Source organism: Bacillus sp. FSL K6-2944 (assembly GCF_038005385.1).
Lineage (GTDB): Bacteria > Bacillota > Bacilli > Bacillales > Bacillaceae_G > Bacillus_A > Bacillus_A cereus.
The window spans coordinates 1,682,913-1,701,628 of the sequence record NZ_JBBOTE010000001.1; the positions used below are offsets into that span (position 1 = coordinate 1,682,913).

The following is an 18,716-nucleotide window of genomic DNA, read 5'->3' on the forward strand; positions in this document are numbered from 1 at the left end:
TTTCCATAAATTTCTTTTACAAAAAAGAGAGTCATTCAATTAAGAATGTCTCTCTTTCTAAAAATTCGAAGTTTCAACTCTTGTTCTCAAATTCTTTTCATTTATACCATTTTGACAAAAATTAAACTGTTGTCCCTCAATACATTTTGTACGATCTACTACTTGCCCTAAATGATAGCTTGTATGCTCAACCAAATGTAATAGACTTTGAAGATCAATATGCCTTTTTTCTTCCCAGACCTGTATATATGCTTTGCCCCACTCATCAAATATTTCTTCAACAGTTTTTAACAAAGCTTCAGAGCTTATTTGTTTCACTGGAAAATATTCTTCAATTCCATTTTCAAAAACTATATTTGGATCCTTATAACGCCTTGTATTTCTCTGTAAATGTTCACAAATATGTAGTACGATTCCACCAATTGAATTAACAGAGGTCTCTTGTTTCCACAAATCTTCTTCACTAACGAGCCTAATTGCCTGTACTAACTTAGGTAAATAATGATCCTGCATTCTATGATAAGAAATTTTGTATACTAACTCCATCTTCTCCCCTCCATTATTTCAACTGGTTCACTTGATATTTAGCGAATAAAGATTTCCGAAAATCTTTATCTTCCACAAGCATTTTAATTTTTTCTTCATTGCCGTTAAAGAACTTTATAACTTTATTTTTATCCCATATATCTTTTTCTTTTGGAAAATCATCGAATTCCCTATGCAAAATTGATAACATTTCTTCCCTCGTTATCTTAAAGTTTTTATTTTCTATTTGAAACTCATAAGCTTTTGCGTTTGGTACTAAAATTACTAGATAGGTAGCATTAAAGAGAAAATTCTTCTTCATCGTATCTTTCTCATCAAACCAATACGTCTCAATCATTTCTTCTGTAAGAGCTCCACTCTCTTTTGCACCATAGTTCACTTTTATATTTTCATTTTCTAAACTTATACTTTGAACTGTTCCACCACCGGGTAAATGATTAATAATTGCAACCACATCTGAATTATTACCAACGTATGTCCCAGTATATTTCTTAAAATCATCTGACCTAACATCATATATATCTTTTATTCTTTCCCCGTTAGAACAAGCCGTAATGAATAAAAAAATTGTTAGCATAACGATTATGTTATGATGCATATATTTCATTTAGCATCCCCCATTTTTATCGATATTTCGTTAATTACAATATTTACTTTCAAATCCCTTTTTAAATATACGCATTTTAATCAAAATTAAAAATTTTCATTTTTTATGTTTACAATTATCCATTAATTGTATATACTTACTAACGTAAGAAAAAAATTCTAAAAGGAGGTCGAAGGAAATGATGAAATTACAATTACATGCATTAACTTTAGCGTTAACTGCACCTGTGTTTTCTGGACAATTAAATATGAATTCGACCACCCTAATGGAGAATTGAAAATCGTACTTTATTTCATTTAATTCATAAATTCGCCACAGGAGGTCGTATACTTTCCTGTGGCTTTTTCACGCCCAGCCATAGGAGAACTGTATCTTCCTGTGGTTTTTTTGCGCGATTTTTTAGTCTCTTACATTATTTTTCTAAGAAAGGAGCAACATTCAATGACTATTAGCGTATTGTTTTTAAGTATTACGATTCAAAGAAATACAATTTCCAAAGATGAAATTCTTCATAATGAGCAAATTGAAAAAGCTATGAATGATGTTAAGGAGCGCCAAGCACTTTACTGTGATCACCTGTAATTCCTTTTTGAAAGGAGGAATTCATTTATGACTTTTCATATTTTCTTTTTTACGACTGTGCTTCAAAAACATACTTTATCTGAAACTGAAATCAATCGTAAACAACAGTTAAAACAACTGACTGATAAAATAACTGACATTAAAAGTTCATACTACACTCAAATGTATTAAAAATATATTTTAAAGGGGTCATATATTCATGAAATTTAAAGCATTCTTTTTAACAATCACCATTCAAAAACGTAAGCTTTCACAGAAAGAGATTTTACGTGAACAACACATCCAAAGCATTATGGACGAAGTAAAAGAGCGCCAATCTTCTTATTACACTCGTTTTTTCTAAATCATTTATAAAGGGGCAATTATTTTATGAAATTTAAAGTATTCTTTTTAACCATTACCATTCAAAAAAATAAATTTTCTGAGTCTGAAATGCTTCATGAACGTCAAATTAATCAGGCTATGAATTCTGTAAAAGAAAGACAAAGTCATTACTGTAGTCATCTGTAATTCCAATTCAAAAGGAGGAATTCACATATGAAGTTTCACCTTTTCTTTTTAACGATTACGATTCAAAAAGAAACAATATCTCAAAATGAATTAAAACAAGAAAGACAATATAAACAAGTTATTGATGAAATTCGAGATCGTAGAAGCAAGTACTACACTCACCTTTAATCGTTTAACTATATAGAATTGAAAGGAGTCGATTATGATGTTGATAGCACGCTGTAAGGAAATAATTTGGATAGTTCAGAGGGATTCCACATAGTTTTATAGAGCTTATATCACACAAGTTTATCAATGAATTTGATGTATAAAAAATATATAATAAAATCAAATCAACCCACTTTTAATTATTTATTTATAAACAAAAGATACACCACTTAAAAAGCGGTGTATCTTCCTCAGTTTTTACTATTTTCGGTTACTTCTCTTCGTCTTAAACAATCTCACTAAGTTCGAAACAACTGTTTTTGTTACTGCATAAACTGGTACTGCTAAAATCATTCCGATAATTCCCGCAAAGTTACCTACCCCTAAAATTAAAATAATAATTGTTAGTGGATGAATATTTAATTTCGAGCTCATAATACGTGGTGAAATAATATTACTTTCAAACTGTTGTACAATTGTTACGATAATAATTACGTATAAGGCTTGCATCGGAGATACGAACAGTCCTACAATAACAGCTGGTGCTGCCCCGATAAATGGACCTAAGTTAGGAATGATGTTTGTAAATGCTGCGATAATTCCTAAAACGAAAGCGTACGGTAAATCAATAATTAAATAACCGATAAAAGTAAACGCACCTACAAATATACAAACGAGCGCTTGCCCTTGAATATATGCAGATAATGTTTCGTTCGTTTCCTTAATGATACGAAGCCCCTCTTCACGGTAAGACTCTGGTAATAAACTTACCGCTTTTCCTGGAAAGGCATGTCCATCTTTAAACATGTAAAATAAAATGAACGGTACAGTAAATACAACTAATGCAACGTTCGTGATAATACCAAATAAAGCCGTTGCACTCGACGTAATTGTATTTGGTATATCTTTTAAGTATTCAATCGCATTTTTTTCAATTGTTTCAATGGAAACGTAGTTTTGTGTAGATAACCATTCAAACAACCTATGATGTGATAATTCTTGTATGTATACTTTTCCCTCTTTTATGTAGCCTGGCATATTTTTTACTAAGTCCATTAGCTGTTGTGAAATCGTAGGAACAACTACTCCAACGCCAACCGCAGTTAATGTTATGATAAAAAGATATAACAGCAATATCGCTAAATTTCTAGGTACTTTTTTATTCTCCAAAAAGATTAATACAGGATTAAATATGAAGTATAAAAAAAGCGCGATTAAGATTGGGAAAAATAATGTTGATATGAAGATACCAATCGGTTGAAATAAAAATGATATTTTTGTGCAAATAAATATGATTCCTACAACCATTAGCACTTCTAATGTCCAAAAGTGCACTTTTGATTTCAAAAAAATGGCCTCCTTTAAACTAGCACTTCTCTTCATTGTACCAAAATAAGTATGAATTTCACATAATATTTTCCTTTACAATATTCCAAAATACCAATAAATACACTACAATGAGATTACATACAAATTTGCAGGTAAAGGTGATAAAAATGACACAATGCATCATTTGCAGAAAAGATACGAAAAAACTTAGTGAACAATATGTCATTCCAGAAATATTATGTGGATATTATTTCACAAACTCAATTTGTGATACTTGTCATGAACAAATGACAACAAATATTGATCGTCCTTTAATTAGGCATAAATTGAGTCAATTTAAGATTGAACAAATGAAAAGACAAATTGATTCCCCACTCTATACGAATGAGCACGGTGAGGAACTTGCGGCTGCTGAGACTGATGTTGTCGAAGTAAGCGACGAAATTCTTTATTCTAATGCATTAATTATGAAACTATGTAAAAAGCACGATATTTCCTTACATAATGAAATTTGGAAAGAGGAACGTGTAACGAAAGTAGCGAGTTCTATTCAACGTGAATTACTATTAGATAACCGTAAATATAAAATGAGTATATTAAAAATGGCTTATACATTCGCTGTACAAGCAGTTGATGGCTACTTTGAAGATCAAGATGCAATTGATATTTCTACCATTCTCTCAAATGCAGATTTCGTGGAACTAAAAGAAAAAAGCATTGTACGTGATTTAAGCAAAAGTTCTTTATGGAATACGCTAAATACAAGTAGTGAAAATCATTACTTTATTTTACTTAGCGATAAAGACGGTCTGTTTTGCTTCATTCGCTTGTTTGACATCTTTGATGTTGTCGTTCATTTATCAGAAAAAAGATTTGACCTTCCATCACCCATTGTCGGTGTAAATAATGTGAATACACAGAAATTTTATGTCCAAAGTTTAAAACAGTATATGGATGGGCTGTTCAAAGAAAAAGCACCTACTATATAATAGATACCAGAACATACGGTCTCCTTTCTTGATGAAAAGACACTGTGTTATAATGAGTATGAAAAGAACAATACAATCACATAAACCAATTATAAATTGTATATAAATAAAAAAGACTAGTGTGCGGCTACACACTAGTCCACGTAACTTAGCAGATTGGATTGTTCATTTATCCTATTTGTTTCTTACAAACAAAACAACCCACATTCTATAGGCATAGGTGGGTTGTTATTTTTTGAGCTTGTCTATTAAAACGACGACGAACGTTAACAATGCAACGAGAAACAGTCCACCCTGCAGTAGCAACGCTATTTCACTCACGTATTATCACCCCCCTCCTACTCGGAGAAGTGATAATTGAACAACCAACCGCACCTTAAGTTACCCTTTGATTTTACCATATTTTCTAATAATTTACGATGAAAACCCGCAAGCGAATAACTTGCGGATTTTTTATACCCTATTAACAGGCAGTAAACAAAATGAAGCAATAAATAAGTGAAACTTTATTTCTCACTATTTTTTTAATGCATATGCATCAGCAATCATTTCACCAACAATTTTATTTTCTTCTTTCTTCTTGTCTTTCAATAATGGGAATAACAATTCTGCCACTTCATACGCTTCTTCTAAATGCGGATATCCTGATAAAACAAACGTATCAATTCCTAACGATTCATATTCTTTTATCCTTTCTGCTACTGTATGCGGATCGCCTACAAGTGCAGTACCTGCCCCACCTCTTACAAGTCCGATTCCAGCCCATAAATTAGGGCTTATCTCTAACGACTCTCTCGTACCTTTATTTAAATGTGTCATCCGTTTTTGACCAACCGAATCATATCTTGCAAATGTCTTTTGAGCAAGCTCAATTGTTTCATTATCCACATATTGAATTAAATGTTCGGCCTCTTCCCATGCTTCTTCTTCTGTCTCTCTTACAATTACGTGTAATCTAATGCCAAATCGGACTGTACGCCCCTTCTCTTCTGCAAGTTTTCTTACTTCTTCTACTTTTTCTTTTACTTGCTCTGGCGGCTCTCCCCACGTTAAATATACATCACTATGTTCAGCTGCTACTTCTTTTCCAGCAGCTGATGATCCTCCGAAATATATAGGAGGATATGGCGTTTGAACTGGTGGGAATACAACTTTACTATCTGTAACTTGAATATGTTTTCCTTCTAAAGAGATCGTTTCACCTTGCAATGTCGATTTCCAAACTTTTAAAAATTCATCCGCTGCTTCATACCTTTCATCATGATCAAGATATAATCCATCTCCTTGTAGTTCAACTGGATCTCCTCCAGCTACTACATTAATAAGCAGTCTCCCATCTGAAATTCTATCAAATGTAGATGCCATCCTCGCTGCAACTGTAGGGGACATTAGTCCTGGTCTTACTGCTACTAAAAATTTTAGTTTTTCTGTTTCAGCAGCAAGAGCTGAAGCTAACACCCAAGGGTCTTCACATCCTTGACCAGTTGGAAGTAAAACACCCGTATATCCTAAATAATCAGCTGCCGCAGCAACTTGCTTATAATAACCATATTCAGCTGCTCTTCCTCGTTTTGTCGTTCCTAAATATCGACCATCTCCATAAGCCGGAATAAACCATAATAATTCCATGCCTTTACACACCCCTTATTTATTTTGAATCGTATACTAACACATTCTATATAAATTACCCCTAATAATTTATATGTTAATTCCCAGTCTCACCTTTAAAATTATCTCGCCATCTTAAAAACTTCGCTTCTAGTAAACGTACTAGAGAGTCAGAAAACTTCCCAACAAATGCAAAGATAATTATGCCGACAAATACGATATCTGTATTTGAAAATTGCCTTGCATCCATAATCATATAACCAATACCTTCTGTAGATCCCATAAGTTCTGCTACTACTAAACTCACCCATGCAACACCTAACGATAACCTTGCTCCTAGTAAAAGATTAGGCAATGCAGATGGTAAAATGAGTTTCGTAATTAGTTTTCTTTTGCTAAACTCTAACACTCTCGCAACATCAAATAACTTTGAATCCACACCTCTAATACCTAAAAATGCGTTTACGTATAAAGGAAAAAATGCACCATCTGCAATTAATAACACTTTCGATGTTTCACCAAAACCGAACCATAATACGAAAAGTGGCGCAACAGCTAGATGAGGTACAGTTCTTAACATTTGCACAGGTGGATCTAAATATTGCTCACTTCTCGTTGAAAATCCAACAATCGTTCCTAAAATGATTCCTAAGCCCCCACCAATAAAGAAACCAGCCGCAGCCCTGAATACACTAATACTTAAATGGCCGAATAACTCTCCTGTTTTAATAAGCTCTTGGAAAGCTAGAAAAATATCTAATGGTGTTGGTAAAACTGTTTTAGAAACAAGACCGAATACGCCAGCTAACTGCCAAATTATTAATATAATAACCGGTATAGTAATCGCCCTTACTAAAACTTTTACATTTAACTTTCGCACATTCTTAACTCTGTTTTTCTCAATCGTTATACTCGCTGGTTTAATAACAGCTTTCGTATTTTCCACTTTACAAAACCTCTTTTCACTTCGCTTTCAATGCTTTTTCTACGAAAGAATTATCTACAACTTTTTCCGCCTTAATTTCTTTCTTTATAGAACCGAGCTTATATTGAAAATCCGCTGTCTTTTGTTGTTCTGCTATTATTTCCTTCGTTACCGAAACTAAAATTGGTTTGTCGTGATTAAACACTTCTTTTACGATCTCCGCATCTATCTTTTTTACAGAAGTATATACTTTTATTGCTTCATCTAAGTTAGCATCTTGCCATACACGTGCTTTCTCATAAACTTTGAGGAATTTCTCAACTAATTCTGGATGTTCTTTCGCAAATTTTGTTCTCGTAATTAAAAATTCTGGTGAAGAGACATTTAATGTTTCACCGTCTGCAATCACCTTCGCACCTTTATTTAACGTATGTAATGATATGAAAGGGTCCCAAATCGCCCATGCATCTACTGATCCTGATTCGAATGCAGGCTGCGCTTCATCTGGTTGTAATTGAATGACATTTACCTCTTTTGCATCAATCCCTTCTTTATCAAGTGCTCGATACAATAAATTAAAGGCACTACTTCCTTTTGCTACTGCAATTTTTTTACCTTTTAACTCTTTTACACTCGCAATCTTGCTATCTTTTTGAACGAGAATTCCAGTTCCTTTTCTCGCATAACTTGTATTGGCGATTTCGGTAAATCCAATACCTGCTGCTTGCGCTGAAATGACTGGAGAATTCCCTACTTCACCAAAGTCTAATCGGTTTGATGCGATTGCTTCAAAATAAGGAGGTCCACTTTGGAACTCTGTCCATTTCACTTTAACTCCTTCTTTTTTAAACTCCTCTTCAAACCACCCCTTTTTCTTTGCTAGTAATAGCGGGCTTAACCCTTGCTGTATACCAATTTGTATTGTTACATCTTCTTTCTTACTACTTGCTGTACTTTTTTCACATCCTAATAAACATACTGATATAGCTAAAGCAAAAGAAAGAATTTTAAATTTTTTATACATATAAAATCACCCTTTTCCTATATACTTGTTTGAATCAACCCTCCATATTCAAACTGCTGTAATACTTTCGTTCGAAGTTGTTGGAACGATTGAGAAGTTTTATTTCGCGGATAAGGCAAATTATTTTCAATCACTTTATGTATTTTCCCTGGTTTTGCACTCATAATGATGATTCGGTTTGAAAGATATATCGCTTCGTCTATATCATGTGTAACGAATATCATTGTTGTTTTCTTCTGCTCCCAAATATTTAGCAATACTTCTTGTAAATGACTTCGAGTAAAAGCATCCAGCGCTCCAAAAGGTTCATCAAGTAATAATACATTTGGATCTCTTAATAACGCTCTCGCTATCGCAACACGTTGTGACATCCCGCCTGAAATTTCTTTCGGATACGATTTTTCAAAGCCATCTAACCGAACGATTTCAACCCATTCTCTCACCTTATCTTTCACATACTTATCTTTTAACGACAAATCTGCCGCTATATTTTCTTCAACTGTTAACCATGGAAAAAGCCTATGTTCTTGAAAAATAAAACCTTGTTTCTTGCTCGTTTTTAAGATAGGCTCCCCGTCAATAACAACTTCACCTTCAAAATCATTATCTAGACCTGCAACAATTTTTAGTAATGTACTTTTTCCGCACCCACTCGGACCAATTACTGTAACAAAATCCCCTTCCTCTAATTGAAAATTAATATTCTCTAGCACTTGAACCGTACCAGTTTGTTTCAAAAAATATTTTGATACCCCATCAATTGAAACAGTCATTTCTTCCCCTCCTTAAAATGATTCATATAAATGAACAGATTCAGTATTTGTGCAATAAAAAAACCAAAGGCATTTTATCTGTTGATAAAATGCCTTTGGTTTCTCCAATCAGCAATACGTTATGGAATTAAGTACATATTATACAAATATTTCCGATAAGTCAACTAGGTTTTATTAAAACATACATATGATTTGTTTGAACATTTTACTTTTGTTTATTTAAACGATATCGTTTACTTACTATTTTTTCTGATCTTTAATCCACTGTAACCAATAAGAAAACTCACACGCTAAATGCATTTGATGGGATTTAATTAGACTATTAGGACAAAGGGCTGGGAACTCAACAACTAGACTTACTTCTATCCCTGTATCAGTATCTTTAAATTGATGTCGAACTCCACCAATAGTAGTACCATCTTTCATACGTGCAACACCTGTTGATTGGTATTGATAAGATTTATCTCTCGGTGTTTTCAATCCGGTTTCGTCACCAAAAACAATGAAAAATTGAACTGGAAACGGAGAATTACCAGTAGTTTCGATAACCTCTAATTCATTTTCCCCAAAGGGTCTTAGTACATAGTGATCAGGACAAGCAGATAAATTCACTTTGTTATTTTCACGTGATTGTTCAAGCATCAAACTATCAATTCCATGTATAGCTACTTCTGCTGTAATCCCGTCTAAATAAATACTAGTTTTTGAAAATTTTCGTCTATCGCCAGATAAAAGAGTACAGATACGCATACCTAATGCACTTAATCTAAGTTTTGATTTCAACTTTTCGTACATTTCATTGTATGTATATCGCAACTTTATTTCCGTTAGCTGTTTTATCATGACGTCTGTATCATTTATTTCAAGCTCTTTATGTCCTAATGTATATAATACTTTTTTTATCCGTTCTCTTTTCCATTTTATAAGTTGCTCTTGTGAGATATTATTTCCATCGATAATAATTTTCATAAACTTTCTCCTTCCTTTTGATTGTATCGTAGTGTAGTTAATACTAAATTAACCATTTCATGTTTTGTATCTAGATTCAACTTTACTTCTGAATGAGCAATACTGTTAAGACCGTATAAAATAAATCCAGAAGCTAATAATGAGTTATCAGTATAAAAAATCCCTGTTTTCACTCCCTCTTCAATTACTTGTCTAATGAACGGTTGCATACGTGCGAATAATTTCTGTTCCAGTTGAAAATGTTGTTCCGTCTGAAACGAACTCACATTTTTATAGGGTGCTAACTTTTCAATAAATGTCCAAAATATATCTAGTGAATCTTTCATCTTTTGCATGACAGACCGTTCATTTGAAACAAGTATTTCTTCAATTAACTCCATATTTTTCACAATACAGTCATTTAAAACTTCATCAACAAAATTCTCTTTAGACTTGAAGTAATAATAAAATAAGCCCGTTGCTACACCTGCATGATTCACAACATCTTTTATGCCAAATCCTTTCATACCATTTTTCATATATAGTTCAAAACCAATATCCATTAACTCTTGGCGTCTTACATCTGGTTCTTTTGATATTCTTTTCATACGTCATCTCCTACAATGTTTTCACCACGACTGAATCTAATTCAATCATAAACGACTGAACTTGATTCAGTCAATATTATTTCATAAATTTAAAATCGATTTAATAACTAAGCGACGAAATTTCTACAAAAAAAAGAGTAATCTCAAGAGATATGCTACTAACCTTAGATTTATCAAAAAAGTTAGATCATATAACTTGAGACTACTCATTCCCATTCAAAATATTTATGTAATTAAATTTTATTTCCTCTGCACTCTGGCTGTCTCCAAAACTATTGGTGGCAGCTCTTTTGGAATGATTTCTTTTAATCCATAAAGAGCTTTCTTCACATAACCACCTTCGAAATTTCCTAATGGTTCTGGTAATTCATCCTCATCCAATATGAAGTATTCTCCATTTGGAAGTACCATAATATCGATGATTAAATCTTCAAAGGAAACCACTTCATCTTTTATTTGTGTGTTTTTTACGATATTAAAATAGGAACCTAAATACTTTCCTTTTATATCTCTCCATACGTATAAATTGTACGGACGATCTTTCCAGTAATATGCGATTGTATAACTCCCTTTTGGGATTGTTAACTTAGTATCATTTGCAGTCATTGTAAATGAATACTGCACCTCGTGAAATAAAACGATACTTTGTGATTGCTTTTCAAGTAATAAGCAATTGTGATCTACTATTGTTGAGTTATACCGGATTTTTCTTTCTATAATTTCAATTTTCGATGTAAGTAACTTATTCATTATTTTGTTTCCCCTTATGCTAGTTCTATCCTCAATTATATCCATTTATGTAGTAATAAAGAAGTGTATAGTTTTTTATATAATGATTTATACAAGTACATAATAAAAACTCCTTCTTATTTAGAAAGAGTTTTTCACTATCCATGTTTCATATTTTTTCACTTCTAACGGAAGCTCATTTGTTTTTATGCAACTAACAGTACTATTACTCATGTTTTAACTTTTCCTTAACCGCATCATAAAATTTTCGTTCTTCATCAACATTTAAGTAAACACGACTTACTGTTTTAGAAAAGCCGTATAACAACTGCGCTTTCACTGACTCTTTTAATGTTATTTCAAAAGTAGCAGGTTCTTTTATGAACTCCATAACAGTTGCATCCAATACCTGTCTCCCTTCTTTTGCCGTTAGCAATTCACCCTTGTAGAACGCAATATTATCAATTTGTGTAAATGGCACAACAATTTTCTTTCCTAATCCGATTTGAATGATTACTTGTTCTTCTGTTACGACAAGTGGATTTTTGCGCATCGCTTGTATTTCAGCTATAAAATAAATCATCGCGTATACATTTAAAATAAGTAAAATCCATGCTATTACTGGATTCCACTGATGTAGTAAATAATGAAAACCAATGCTTTCAATTGCTGTTGCATGAATAATCATGATATACACACCTATAGCACCAGTCTTTTTATGATATGAGTATACAGATTTACCTGTTGGTACTTTTTCACGCCACGATAAAAACGCATAATAGATTAACTTACACTCTGTTAGAATGACATCTATTAACTTACCTCTTTTCATAGTAGCGTCAAACGCTGCATCAATTGCATAAGAAAAGGAATAATTTTCTCTTCTATATTCTTTATATTTTTTTATTATTTTAGGAAGCACTCTAACAATTTTATAGAGAAGGAATAATTCTAGACCTACAAATGCAATTTCAGCCGCAACAATAATATAAGAGATGAATGAAAAAGCTTGTAAATAATCACTTGGAATAATAAATCTTGCAAAAATATAACCAGCTATTACAACAGGAACTATATATGTTAACGAGTATCTTTTTCGAATAATGAAGAAATACGTGATGATTGGAATGACAAACATGCAATCTAATAATGACCCAAGCACAACTTCTTTCGGCGCAACTGGTACAATTGGAAGGGCATACAATAAATAGTTTGATAGCATAATTAAAGAGACGAGTCCAATCCAAATACCTTTTCGCCTTCGTGATAGTGTAACCTTCATACGTTCACTCCTTTATTTAAAAACCTCATTTAAATGGTCTTTATAAAATGAAATGGCACGTTCAAATTCTTTTACTTCCTCTACTTTCACGACAGTTTCAAGTAATAATTTCATCGCTGATTCGTGATCGTTTACGTTATATTTTGCTAATGATAAAAATACTTTCATCGGAGCATTCTCTGGAAATTTTTTCACCCCAGCTTCTAATACTGTAATTGCCTTTTCATATTCCCCTATACAACGATATGTACTTCCTAAACCAATATAAGCACCGCAAAGCGATTCGCCATCAAGTCCATTTGCGATTGCCTGCTCATAATACGGAACTGCTTCTGTTTCTAGCCCCATTACATCATGTATCCACGCACATTGATACAGTACTTCTGCATCCTTTGTAAAGTTTGTTAATCCTATAAGCATCTCTTTAGACTGCGCATATTTCTTTTCATTTCTAAGTTTAATAGCTTGCTTTAATAAATGTTCCATAGAATCCACTCCTCACCAATTATTCTGTGTATAGCTCTTGATTGGTATACGCTTCACATTCGTGTAAAAGTAAAATTCCCACCAATTAAAGTTTCGCTTACTTATTACTATGCGGATTCATTCTCATCTAAAAACTTAATTTTAAAAAGCAGTGACACGATTACATAATACCTCTAAGCTTTTGACAATTTCTTTCGCTGTTTCATCTTTCCCATTACACAACTTCCCTTTACCATCCTGTCCAATTACATAATGCACAGCCCCGCGCGAATATAAAGAATGTGGTGAATTCGCAATCATTACATTCGCCCTTGCTTCTTTCATTCTATTTTTTGCTCTTTCAAACAGTTCTTCTTCATTTAAATCACTTTCAAGTTTAAAACCAACAAGTACTGTTTCTGGGTCCCATTCTTTTATTTGTTTTAATACCTTTGGAGCCTTTTGAAAGTGAATAATCGGTGCTATATCACTTGAAATTTTTCCGTTCATATTAAGAACATTACCATCTTGATCACAAATTTTCTCTACAATCCAATCTGATCCAGCCGCTGCCATAATGACTGCATCAACCTTTTCATGTGATATGATACTTTTCATTTTATCTTGTAAATCAACGATTCCTTCAAATGGATGTAATTCTAACCCTCTATGTACATCACTCGGTTTCTCCGCAAAATAACCGTGTAAATATATAACATGTGCCCCTTTAGCTAGAAGTTCTTCTGCGATTATCCTTCCGATTGTACCTTTGGCCATATTCGTATGCCCGCGTACTTGATCCCATTTTTCTAGACAACCACCGCTCGTAATTAATACCTTTTTCCCCTTCATTGTAACCATCCCTTACTAATTTTTCTTACGAAACCATTCTGTTCCAAAGTCAACTATATCACGCTGTTTCATTAGACGACACGTTGCATTCCCTATCTTCCCATTTTTTACAGTTCCTTTTCGCTCAAACTCCACACCAATTTCTACAAACTTCTCAGATTCGTAATCCATTTCAACAAACTCTTTCCACACTCTTTCACCGTTTTCTATAATAGGTGCTCCTACTTGTATTAACTCACATGCACCAGAACGCACCTCGGATAAATGAACAGACGTATTGGAATCATATCCAACACCAATTAATAATACGTACCCGTCTAAATCATATATTTTTCTTAATGGAGATTCTTCTCCAAAGCTCATTGATAACGAATGGTTCATTGTTATTCCTACTGCATGTTTTCCCCATGCAGCAAAACTTCCTAACGGATGATTACTACGTACTACATTCGGATATGTACGAAAACATTCAACTATTTCACCCATTCCCCTTGTTGGGGTTATACGTGAATCAAATGCTGGGACGTTATCTCGGATAATTTGCCACCAGTCTTCCGGTACAGGTGGTCTTGACCAATGTTTCGGATCGGACAAATCCGAAGATTGCGTTGGCATTATTATCGTTCCTTCTTCCGTAACAACTTTCATTAATGCTTCTACTACAGCAACGGCACCACCAGATATCCACCCGATAGAACTTAGTGATGAATGAACGATAATTGTCATTCCTTTTTCGACTCCTAATGCTTTTAAATCTTTTGTTATTGTTTCGATTGTATTTGGAAATTGTGTACTTGCTACTATTTCATTCATTTTCATATTGGTTCCCCCACTAGCCACGTAAATTTAAACTTTTATATAAATATATTATCATATTTTTCTTAATTTTTAACTTAATCATATTCATTACTACAAAAATATGTATATTATTATACTGAAGCCTCAAAACTCTATTAAAATCGTAGATAATGATGAGCGAGAGTTTTTTTGAAATGAAGAAAAATGTAAATCCTATTTTTTCAAACTATACTCCATATGCATATTTTATACTATTTTTCCATGTAACAATGAAGTCTTTCTATCCCTGGATATTTTTCTCCTAAACTTTTAACTTGAAAACCAATTCTTTTATAAAATTCTACCGCCCCATCGTCTGTCTCCGCTTCTATATAAGTCAATTGATATATCCTTACCACTTCTTTAATCATTTGCAGTGCAATTCCTTTTTGACGATAATCTGGAGCCACTGCTATATGACATATGCGTGCTTTAGTTTCTCCGATTATTTCAATACCTAGACAAGCTTTTTCTTCATATTTGTACAAAGTCCCTTTATTACTTTGATAAAATATTACTGCCTTCTTTAAGCTTATTTCATTTGGACCGACGGCATATTGTAGCACATTTAATATTGAATCTTTCTCAATTTGTTTAACACACTGTAAATTCATACTTTCATCCCTTTCTATGAAAAAAGACTAGCTCTTAATAAAAAGAGCTAATCTCATTACGCCGTTATTTTTTCTTCTTTTTTTACAACGACAGCCACATAACTATGAAGTATCATTCCAATAATAACGAGACTCATACCAATCCAAGATAATGATGATGGGATTGGTGCAGATAACCAGATCAACTCTCCTACTAGCGCAAATAAAACTTCACCAGACTGCGTCGCTTCCACTGTTGCTAATTTTTGCGGATCATCTTTCACAAGATCTGTTGCAAAGAAAAATAATACTGTCGCGATTAACCCAGAGCTAACTGCTACAATAAAACATTGAAAAACTTGGCTACTTGACGGTAATCCGCCTGTTGATACTTCGTAACCAGATAATAAAAACCAAAATGGTAAACTTGCTAATGTCATACCGAGTACTCGCTGAAATACATCTAATTCCCCTTTACAAACTTGCATCATTTTTCTATTTCCAAGAGGATACGCAAATGCTGCAATAAGTACAGGAACTACACATAAAACGGTTTCACGAATACCTAATGAAGAAGCATGTTCTACTTGCATGAGAACGACACCGAATAAAATAATGCCCGACATTACTAATTCCTTCATCGGAAGTTTTTTATGTAGTGGATCCACCGCAAAAAATGGTGTTAACAAAATCCCTGCAACGATTGTAATTTGCCATGTTGATGCAACGAGCCAACCTGGTCCGAACGCTCCAGCAAAACTAAGCGGTGCATAAAAGAGACCAAATCCAACGATACTCCACACTAACCATTCTTTCGGATTGTTTTTCATATATTGAAAGAGTTGCTTTAAGTTCCCTCTATACATAACAATAAGTAATAGCATTGGAACCATAAAATAATACCGTAATGATGCACTCCAAATCCAGCTTCCACCTTCTAAGTCCATTGCCCTGTTCAAAACAAAAGTAAAGGCAAAGAAAAATGATGCCAGTATTCCTATAACAATTGCTTTCATTGTAAAACCCCTTGTATTTAATTTTTTATCTCTATGACCTATATTTTAGTATACGCGATGAAAAATCTACATTCAAACTTACATTTCACTTTAGGATGATGAAGGAATTGTAGTAGATTTACATGGGAATAAAGTGCATTGGTATGAAATCGAGGCCATTACATATCAAAATTTTCAAGGGTCAAAATCTACTTTAATCTCGACCCACTATACTCACCATGAAAATATACGCATCCGCTATAAAAGATGGCTACCAACTATTGCACATTCAATTTACTGGTTTTCTATTGAGAAACCAAAAGATTATCATAAAAATTTAATGATAGCTTGGGAAGAAAAGCGAACGAATAAAAACAAACGCCTCCTTTAATTATTATTTAGGGGCGTTCGTTCATTCAAAAATTAAAGAATATGTAGTTTATATTCTCTGTATAATTTCCTCAATCGATTTATATGAGCTTGATGATACCGATTATGATCTGCTATATGCCATATTCCCCATCTTATTGTCGCAGTTTCGCCTTTTTCATACAAAACTTCCTCTCTTAAAAGAACAACACCATATGTTCATCATCACTATACACACCATTCATTTTTATAGCCCTTTTTTCAATTCCGTATGTTTTAAATCCCATTGATTCATATAATCGTTTGGCTGGTTCGTTCGTTGACACAACCCCTAAATTCAATTGCTCTAGCTTCATCTCTTTTGCCCTTTCAATTGCTTTACGTATTAAATCACGTGCAAGACCACTTCTTCGATTTTCAGTATCTACATACATTGCAACGATATGTCCTTTATGCTTATATGCGTCTTTTTCTTCTGTTAATAAAGTAACAACCCCAACTAAACGATTTTCATTATTAAAAGCACCAAATGTAAAACTACTGTTGGATGAAAGATTACTAGCAACTCGTTCAAGAGGGTTTTCTTGACGTACTGCTTCTTCATAAGTCGTTATAAATGCTTCTGGATTTACTTGTAGTGCTTGTAAACGCAACTCCCAATATTTTTTTGCATCCGCTTTTGTAAGTAATCGAATCATTTTATTTTCCCCTTTTTAATTTACATAATATTTTTATAGGTTATTAATTTTTGATTCATACTCTTCTTTTAATATACTGTAACGATAGCGATGAATGAACTTTCCCTGTCTCAATCGATCATTTCTCATTAACCCTTCGCATACAAATCCGGCACTTTCATAACTCTTTTTAGCTTTTGTATTATCTTCATCTACACGTAACCAAATTTTCTCCAATTCAAACTGAGAAAAACCTATTTGTAACATGCTGTTTAGAGCTGCCATTCCAAATCCTTTACCCCAATAGTCTTTATTTCCAATCGCAATTCCTAGTTCAGCATTTTTATTTGTTTTATCAAAATTTTTAAGGTCTACCCATCCAATATGTATACCTGTCTCAGTAACGATTGCCCTTTGTTCATAACCATTTTTTCGGCTTATACAAGCTTCAATCCAGTTTCTCGTATCTCCACGAGTGAACGGAGGATATTGATCTGGTAAAACTAAATGCTTTGTTACATCTCTATCTAATGACCATTGATAGCGATCTTCTACATCATCTAGTGTCAATTCTCTTAATTGAACATATGGTACATTCATTTTTTTCTCCTCTCTTTATTTACCAATAGAAAATCCTTCGAACACTCTTCCACCATACTGTTCTAACGTCTTTTCTATAAAATGAATTAATTCATTTTTCCCTCCCGTTTTATAAAAATGATCAAAAGCGGCTACAAATTTGTTTGCATATTGCTCATCATATCTTTTTAGCACTCTAATAAACCATTTTGAACTCCCAAGCCACTTACCATTTACTCTTAATACATATTCATGTACTAAATCGGCTAATAAATTAGCGATAAACAATTCTTCTTCTCTTTTTGTTGCACCAATAAAGTCATCTAAAGTATCCGTAATAAAATATCGCTTCTGCTTAATCGTTTCTTCGGTCCATTTAGCTGGTCCTTTATGTAGTAAATCATTCGCTTCTTTTTTTAATTTCTCAACAATTTCCTGTTCCCCTTTTAAGGCAATCCCCTCTGAAACTAATTGTGGTAACGACGGCCTTCCTCGATCACAATCCATTTTGAAAAAGGTTTTATATGTTTCGAAATTATGAACAAACACCTCAACAGGCCATCCATTACTATAGAAAGATTCTCTATAGCAAGAAGTTAAACTTTGATCGACTATTACAATGTCAAGGTCAGATGTTTTCGTCGCTTCTCCTCGTGCAACGCTTCCGCCGAGTAAAGCTACATCACAATTCGGAAATTGTAATGTAATTATGTTTTGTGCTGCTTCAATTGGTTTCATAACC

Annotated in this window: 25 protein-coding genes and 2 pseudogenes; 6 read left to right on the forward strand and 21 right to left on the reverse strand. The window is 33.3% G+C overall.

Going from position 1 to position 18,716, the window contains the following annotated elements; translation table 11 throughout:
- Window positions 1-57: 57 nt before the first annotated feature.
- Together MHH55_RS08570 and MHH55_RS08575 are read right to left on the reverse strand one after the other, a co-directional pair.
- Window positions 58-546 (reverse strand): DinB family protein, encoded by a 489-nt coding sequence (locus tag MHH55_RS08570; RefSeq protein ID WP_000424643.1) that lies wholly within the window; start codon window positions 544-546, stop codon window positions 58-60.
- Between the two features lie 13 nt (window positions 547-559).
- Window positions 560-1,153, reverse strand: a complete 594-nt coding sequence (locus MHH55_RS08575) for a DUF4825 domain-containing protein (RefSeq protein WP_063245537.1) — start codon at window positions 1,151-1,153, stop codon at window positions 560-562.
- A 441-nt stretch (window positions 1,154-1,594) separates the two neighbouring features.
- Between MHH55_RS08575 and MHH55_RS08580 the strand changes: the two genes are divergently transcribed.
- From MHH55_RS08580 to MHH55_RS08600, 5 genes are read left to right on the forward strand one after another with little or no spacing between them, the layout of a single operon-like run.
- Window positions 1,595-1,735, forward strand: coding sequence for a YrzI family small protein (locus MHH55_RS08580; protein WP_000156193.1), 141 nt, complete (start codon window positions 1,595-1,597; stop codon window positions 1,733-1,735).
- 27 nt (window positions 1,736-1,762) lie between these two features.
- Window positions 1,763-1,906, forward strand: coding sequence for a YrzI family small protein (locus MHH55_RS08585; RefSeq protein WP_000142712.1), 144 nt, complete (start codon window positions 1,763-1,765; stop codon window positions 1,904-1,906).
- Window positions 1,907-1,934: 28 nt separating this feature from the next.
- A complete protein-coding gene (locus tag MHH55_RS08590; RefSeq protein WP_078186513.1) occupies window positions 1,935-2,078 on the forward strand; it encodes a YrzI family small protein in 144 nt (47 codons plus the stop codon).
- A gap of 26 nt (window positions 2,079-2,104) precedes the next feature.
- Window positions 2,105-2,245, forward strand: coding sequence for a YrzI family small protein (locus MHH55_RS08595; RefSeq protein ID WP_000669806.1), 141 nt, complete (start codon window positions 2,105-2,107; stop codon window positions 2,243-2,245).
- A 27-nt stretch (window positions 2,246-2,272) separates the two neighbouring features.
- Entirely contained in the window at window positions 2,273-2,413 is a 141-nt protein-coding gene (locus MHH55_RS08600; protein WP_000668497.1) for a YrzI family small protein, read from the forward strand.
- A gap of 240 nt (window positions 2,414-2,653) precedes the next feature.
- Here MHH55_RS08600 and MHH55_RS08605 read toward each other — a convergent pair whose 3' ends face one another.
- A complete protein-coding gene (locus MHH55_RS08605) occupies window positions 2,654-3,739 on the reverse strand; it encodes an AI-2E family transporter (RefSeq protein WP_000837892.1) in 1,086 nt (361 codons plus the stop codon).
- A 149-nt stretch (window positions 3,740-3,888) separates the two neighbouring features.
- Here MHH55_RS08605 and MHH55_RS08610 point away from each other — a divergent pair, with 149 nt between their 5' ends.
- Window positions 3,889-4,710 (forward strand): HNH endonuclease, encoded by an 822-nt coding sequence (locus tag MHH55_RS08610; RefSeq protein ID WP_078186512.1) that lies wholly within the window; start codon window positions 3,889-3,891, stop codon window positions 4,708-4,710.
- A 228-nt stretch (window positions 4,711-4,938) separates the two neighbouring features.
- Here MHH55_RS08610 and MHH55_RS08615 read toward each other — a convergent pair whose 3' ends face one another.
- The 18 genes and pseudogenes from MHH55_RS08615 to MHH55_RS08700 form a co-directional block, all read right to left on the reverse strand.
- Window positions 4,939-5,031 carry a putative holin-like toxin gene (locus MHH55_RS08615; RefSeq protein WP_001289320.1) on the reverse strand — a complete coding sequence of 31 codons (93 nt, stop codon included), beginning with the start codon at window positions 5,029-5,031 and terminating at the stop codon, window positions 4,939-4,941.
- Window positions 5,032-5,226: 195 nt separating this feature from the next.
- Window positions 5,227-6,339, reverse strand: a complete 1,113-nt coding sequence (ssuD, locus tag MHH55_RS08620; RefSeq protein WP_078186511.1) for an FMNH2-dependent alkanesulfonate monooxygenase — start codon at window positions 6,337-6,339, stop codon at window positions 5,227-5,229.
- A gap of 76 nt (window positions 6,340-6,415) precedes the next feature.
- On the reverse strand, window positions 6,416-7,264 hold the full coding sequence (locus tag MHH55_RS08625) for an ABC transporter permease (protein ID WP_048538286.1): 849 nt from the start codon (window positions 7,262-7,264) through the stop codon (window positions 6,416-6,418).
- A 16-nt stretch (window positions 7,265-7,280) separates the two neighbouring features.
- On the reverse strand, window positions 7,281-8,267 hold the full coding sequence (locus MHH55_RS08630; RefSeq protein ID WP_063245540.1) for an aliphatic sulfonate ABC transporter substrate-binding protein: 987 nt from the start codon (window positions 8,265-8,267) through the stop codon (window positions 7,281-7,283).
- Window positions 8,268-8,284: 17 nt separating this feature from the next.
- Window positions 8,285-9,040 carry an ABC transporter ATP-binding protein gene (locus tag MHH55_RS08635; RefSeq protein ID WP_000218576.1) on the reverse strand — a complete coding sequence of 252 codons (756 nt, stop codon included), beginning with the start codon at window positions 9,038-9,040 and terminating at the stop codon, window positions 8,285-8,287.
- Between the two features lie 240 nt (window positions 9,041-9,280).
- Window positions 9,281-10,009 carry a hypothetical protein gene (locus MHH55_RS08640; RefSeq protein ID WP_000691336.1) on the reverse strand — a complete coding sequence of 243 codons (729 nt, stop codon included), beginning with the start codon at window positions 10,007-10,009 and terminating at the stop codon, window positions 9,281-9,283.
- On the reverse strand, window positions 10,006-10,596 hold the full coding sequence (locus tag MHH55_RS08645) for a TetR/AcrR family transcriptional regulator (protein ID WP_063245541.1): 591 nt from the start codon (window positions 10,594-10,596) through the stop codon (window positions 10,006-10,008). Before MHH55_RS08645 ends, MHH55_RS08640 begins: the two co-directional genes overlap by 4 nt.
- A 240-nt stretch (window positions 10,597-10,836) precedes the next feature.
- Entirely contained in the window at window positions 10,837-11,346 is a 510-nt protein-coding gene (locus tag MHH55_RS08650; RefSeq protein ID WP_063245542.1) for a DUF402 domain-containing protein, read from the reverse strand.
- A 205-nt stretch (window positions 11,347-11,551) separates the two neighbouring features.
- A complete protein-coding gene (locus tag MHH55_RS08655; RefSeq protein ID WP_063245543.1) occupies window positions 11,552-12,607 on the reverse strand; it encodes a hypothetical protein in 1,056 nt (351 codons plus the stop codon).
- Window positions 12,608-12,619: 12 nt separating this feature from the next.
- Window positions 12,620-13,093: a tetratricopeptide repeat protein gene (locus tag MHH55_RS08660; protein WP_000400636.1), complete on the reverse strand. Its 474-nt coding sequence runs from the start codon at window positions 13,091-13,093 to the stop codon at window positions 12,620-12,622.
- A gap of 141 nt (window positions 13,094-13,234) precedes the next feature.
- Window positions 13,235-13,924, reverse strand: coding sequence for a phosphopantothenoylcysteine decarboxylase domain-containing protein (locus MHH55_RS08665; protein ID WP_000676726.1), 690 nt, complete (start codon window positions 13,922-13,924; stop codon window positions 13,235-13,237).
- 15 nt (window positions 13,925-13,939) lie between these two features.
- Window positions 13,940-14,743, reverse strand: coding sequence for an aminoglycoside N(3)-acetyltransferase (locus MHH55_RS08670; RefSeq protein ID WP_000783347.1), 804 nt, complete (start codon window positions 14,741-14,743; stop codon window positions 13,940-13,942).
- 230 nt (window positions 14,744-14,973) lie between these two features.
- Window positions 14,974-15,375: a GNAT family N-acetyltransferase gene (locus MHH55_RS08675; RefSeq protein WP_001053116.1), complete on the reverse strand. Its 402-nt coding sequence runs from the start codon at window positions 15,373-15,375 to the stop codon at window positions 14,974-14,976.
- Window positions 15,376-15,431: 56 nt separating this feature from the next.
- Window positions 15,432-16,370 carry a DMT family transporter gene (locus MHH55_RS08680; RefSeq protein WP_000644594.1) on the reverse strand — a complete coding sequence of 313 codons (939 nt, stop codon included), beginning with the start codon at window positions 16,368-16,370 and terminating at the stop codon, window positions 15,432-15,434.
- Between the two features lie 402 nt (window positions 16,371-16,772).
- A pseudogene (locus MHH55_RS08685) lies at window positions 16,773-16,919 on the reverse strand (DinB family protein); the annotation flags it as partial.
- Window positions 16,916-17,416 (reverse strand): GNAT family N-acetyltransferase, encoded by a 501-nt coding sequence (locus MHH55_RS08690; protein ID WP_000620314.1) that lies wholly within the window; start codon window positions 17,414-17,416, stop codon window positions 16,916-16,918. The pseudogene MHH55_RS08685 and the gene MHH55_RS08690, both read right to left, overlap by 4 nt.
- Before the next feature lie 33 nt (window positions 17,417-17,449).
- Entirely contained in the window at window positions 17,450-17,995 is a 546-nt protein-coding gene (locus MHH55_RS08695; protein ID WP_001102490.1) for a GNAT family N-acetyltransferase, read from the reverse strand.
- Window positions 17,952-18,712 (reverse strand): annotated as a pseudogene (locus tag MHH55_RS08700) (nucleotidyltransferase domain-containing protein). Before MHH55_RS08700 ends, MHH55_RS08695 begins: the two are co-directional and overlap by 44 nt.
- Between the last annotated feature and the right edge of the window lie 4 nt (window positions 18,713-18,716).

What these genes read in the sequence shown, in the direction of transcription:
- MHH55_RS08660 (WP_000400636.1), bottom strand. Translation starts at nt 13,093, where the DNA reads ATGGAACATTTATTAAAGCAAGCTATTAAACTTAGAAATGAAAAGAAA.
- MHH55_RS08655 (WP_063245543.1), bottom strand. Translation starts at nt 12,607, where the DNA reads ATGAAGGTTACACTATCACGAAGGCGAAAAGGTATTTGGATTGGACTC.
- MHH55_RS08590 (WP_078186513.1), top strand. Translation starts at nt 1,935, where the DNA reads ATGAAATTTAAAGCATTCTTTTTAACAATCACCATTCAAAAACGTAAG.
- MHH55_RS08580 (WP_000156193.1), top strand. Translation starts at nt 1,595, where the DNA reads ATGACTATTAGCGTATTGTTTTTAAGTATTACGATTCAAAGAAATACA.
- MHH55_RS08645 (WP_063245541.1), bottom strand. Translation starts at nt 10,596, where the DNA reads ATGAAAAGAATATCAAAAGAACCAGATGTAAGACGCCAAGAGTTAATG.
- MHH55_RS08635 (WP_000218576.1), bottom strand. Translation starts at nt 9,040, where the DNA reads ATGACTGTTTCAATTGATGGGGTATCAAAATATTTTTTGAAACAAACT.
- MHH55_RS08570 (WP_000424643.1), bottom strand. Translation starts at nt 546, where the DNA reads ATGGAGTTAGTATACAAAATTTCTTATCATAGAATGCAGGATCATTAT.
- MHH55_RS08600 (WP_000668497.1), top strand. Translation starts at nt 2,273, where the DNA reads ATGAAGTTTCACCTTTTCTTTTTAACGATTACGATTCAAAAAGAAACA.
- MHH55_RS08665 (WP_000676726.1), bottom strand. Translation starts at nt 13,924, where the DNA reads ATGAAGGGGAAAAAGGTATTAATTACGAGCGGTGGTTGTCTAGAAAAA.
- MHH55_RS08670 (WP_000783347.1), bottom strand. Translation starts at nt 14,743, where the DNA reads ATGAAAATGAATGAAATAGTAGCAAGTACACAATTTCCAAATACAATC.
- MHH55_RS08650 (WP_063245542.1), bottom strand. Translation starts at nt 11,346, where the DNA reads ATGAATAAGTTACTTACATCGAAAATTGAAATTATAGAAAGAAAAATC.
- MHH55_RS08585 (WP_000142712.1), top strand. Translation starts at nt 1,763, where the DNA reads ATGACTTTTCATATTTTCTTTTTTACGACTGTGCTTCAAAAACATACT.
- MHH55_RS08695 (WP_001102490.1), bottom strand. Translation starts at nt 17,995, where the DNA reads ATGAATGTACCATATGTTCAATTAAGAGAATTGACACTAGATGATGTA.
- MHH55_RS08680 (WP_000644594.1), bottom strand. Translation starts at nt 16,370, where the DNA reads ATGAAAGCAATTGTTATAGGAATACTGGCATCATTTTTCTTTGCCTTT.
- MHH55_RS08640 (WP_000691336.1), bottom strand. Translation starts at nt 10,009, where the DNA reads ATGAAAATTATTATCGATGGAAATAATATCTCACAAGAGCAACTTATA.
- MHH55_RS08610 (WP_078186512.1), top strand. Translation starts at nt 3,889, where the DNA reads ATGACACAATGCATCATTTGCAGAAAAGATACGAAAAAACTTAGTGAA.
- MHH55_RS08595 (WP_000669806.1), top strand. Translation starts at nt 2,105, where the DNA reads ATGAAATTTAAAGTATTCTTTTTAACCATTACCATTCAAAAAAATAAA.
- MHH55_RS08575 (WP_063245537.1), bottom strand. Translation starts at nt 1,153, where the DNA reads ATGAAATATATGCATCATAACATAATCGTTATGCTAACAATTTTTTTA.
- MHH55_RS08630 (WP_063245540.1), bottom strand. Translation starts at nt 8,267, where the DNA reads ATGTATAAAAAATTTAAAATTCTTTCTTTTGCTTTAGCTATATCAGTA.
- MHH55_RS08675 (WP_001053116.1), bottom strand. Translation starts at nt 15,375, where the DNA reads ATGAATTTACAGTGTGTTAAACAAATTGAGAAAGATTCAATATTAAAT.
- ssuD (WP_078186511.1), bottom strand. Translation starts at nt 6,339, where the DNA reads ATGGAATTATTATGGTTTATTCCGGCTTATGGAGATGGTCGATATTTA.
- MHH55_RS08690 (WP_000620314.1), bottom strand. Translation starts at nt 17,416, where the DNA reads ATGATTCGATTACTTACAAAAGCGGATGCAAAAAAATATTGGGAGTTG.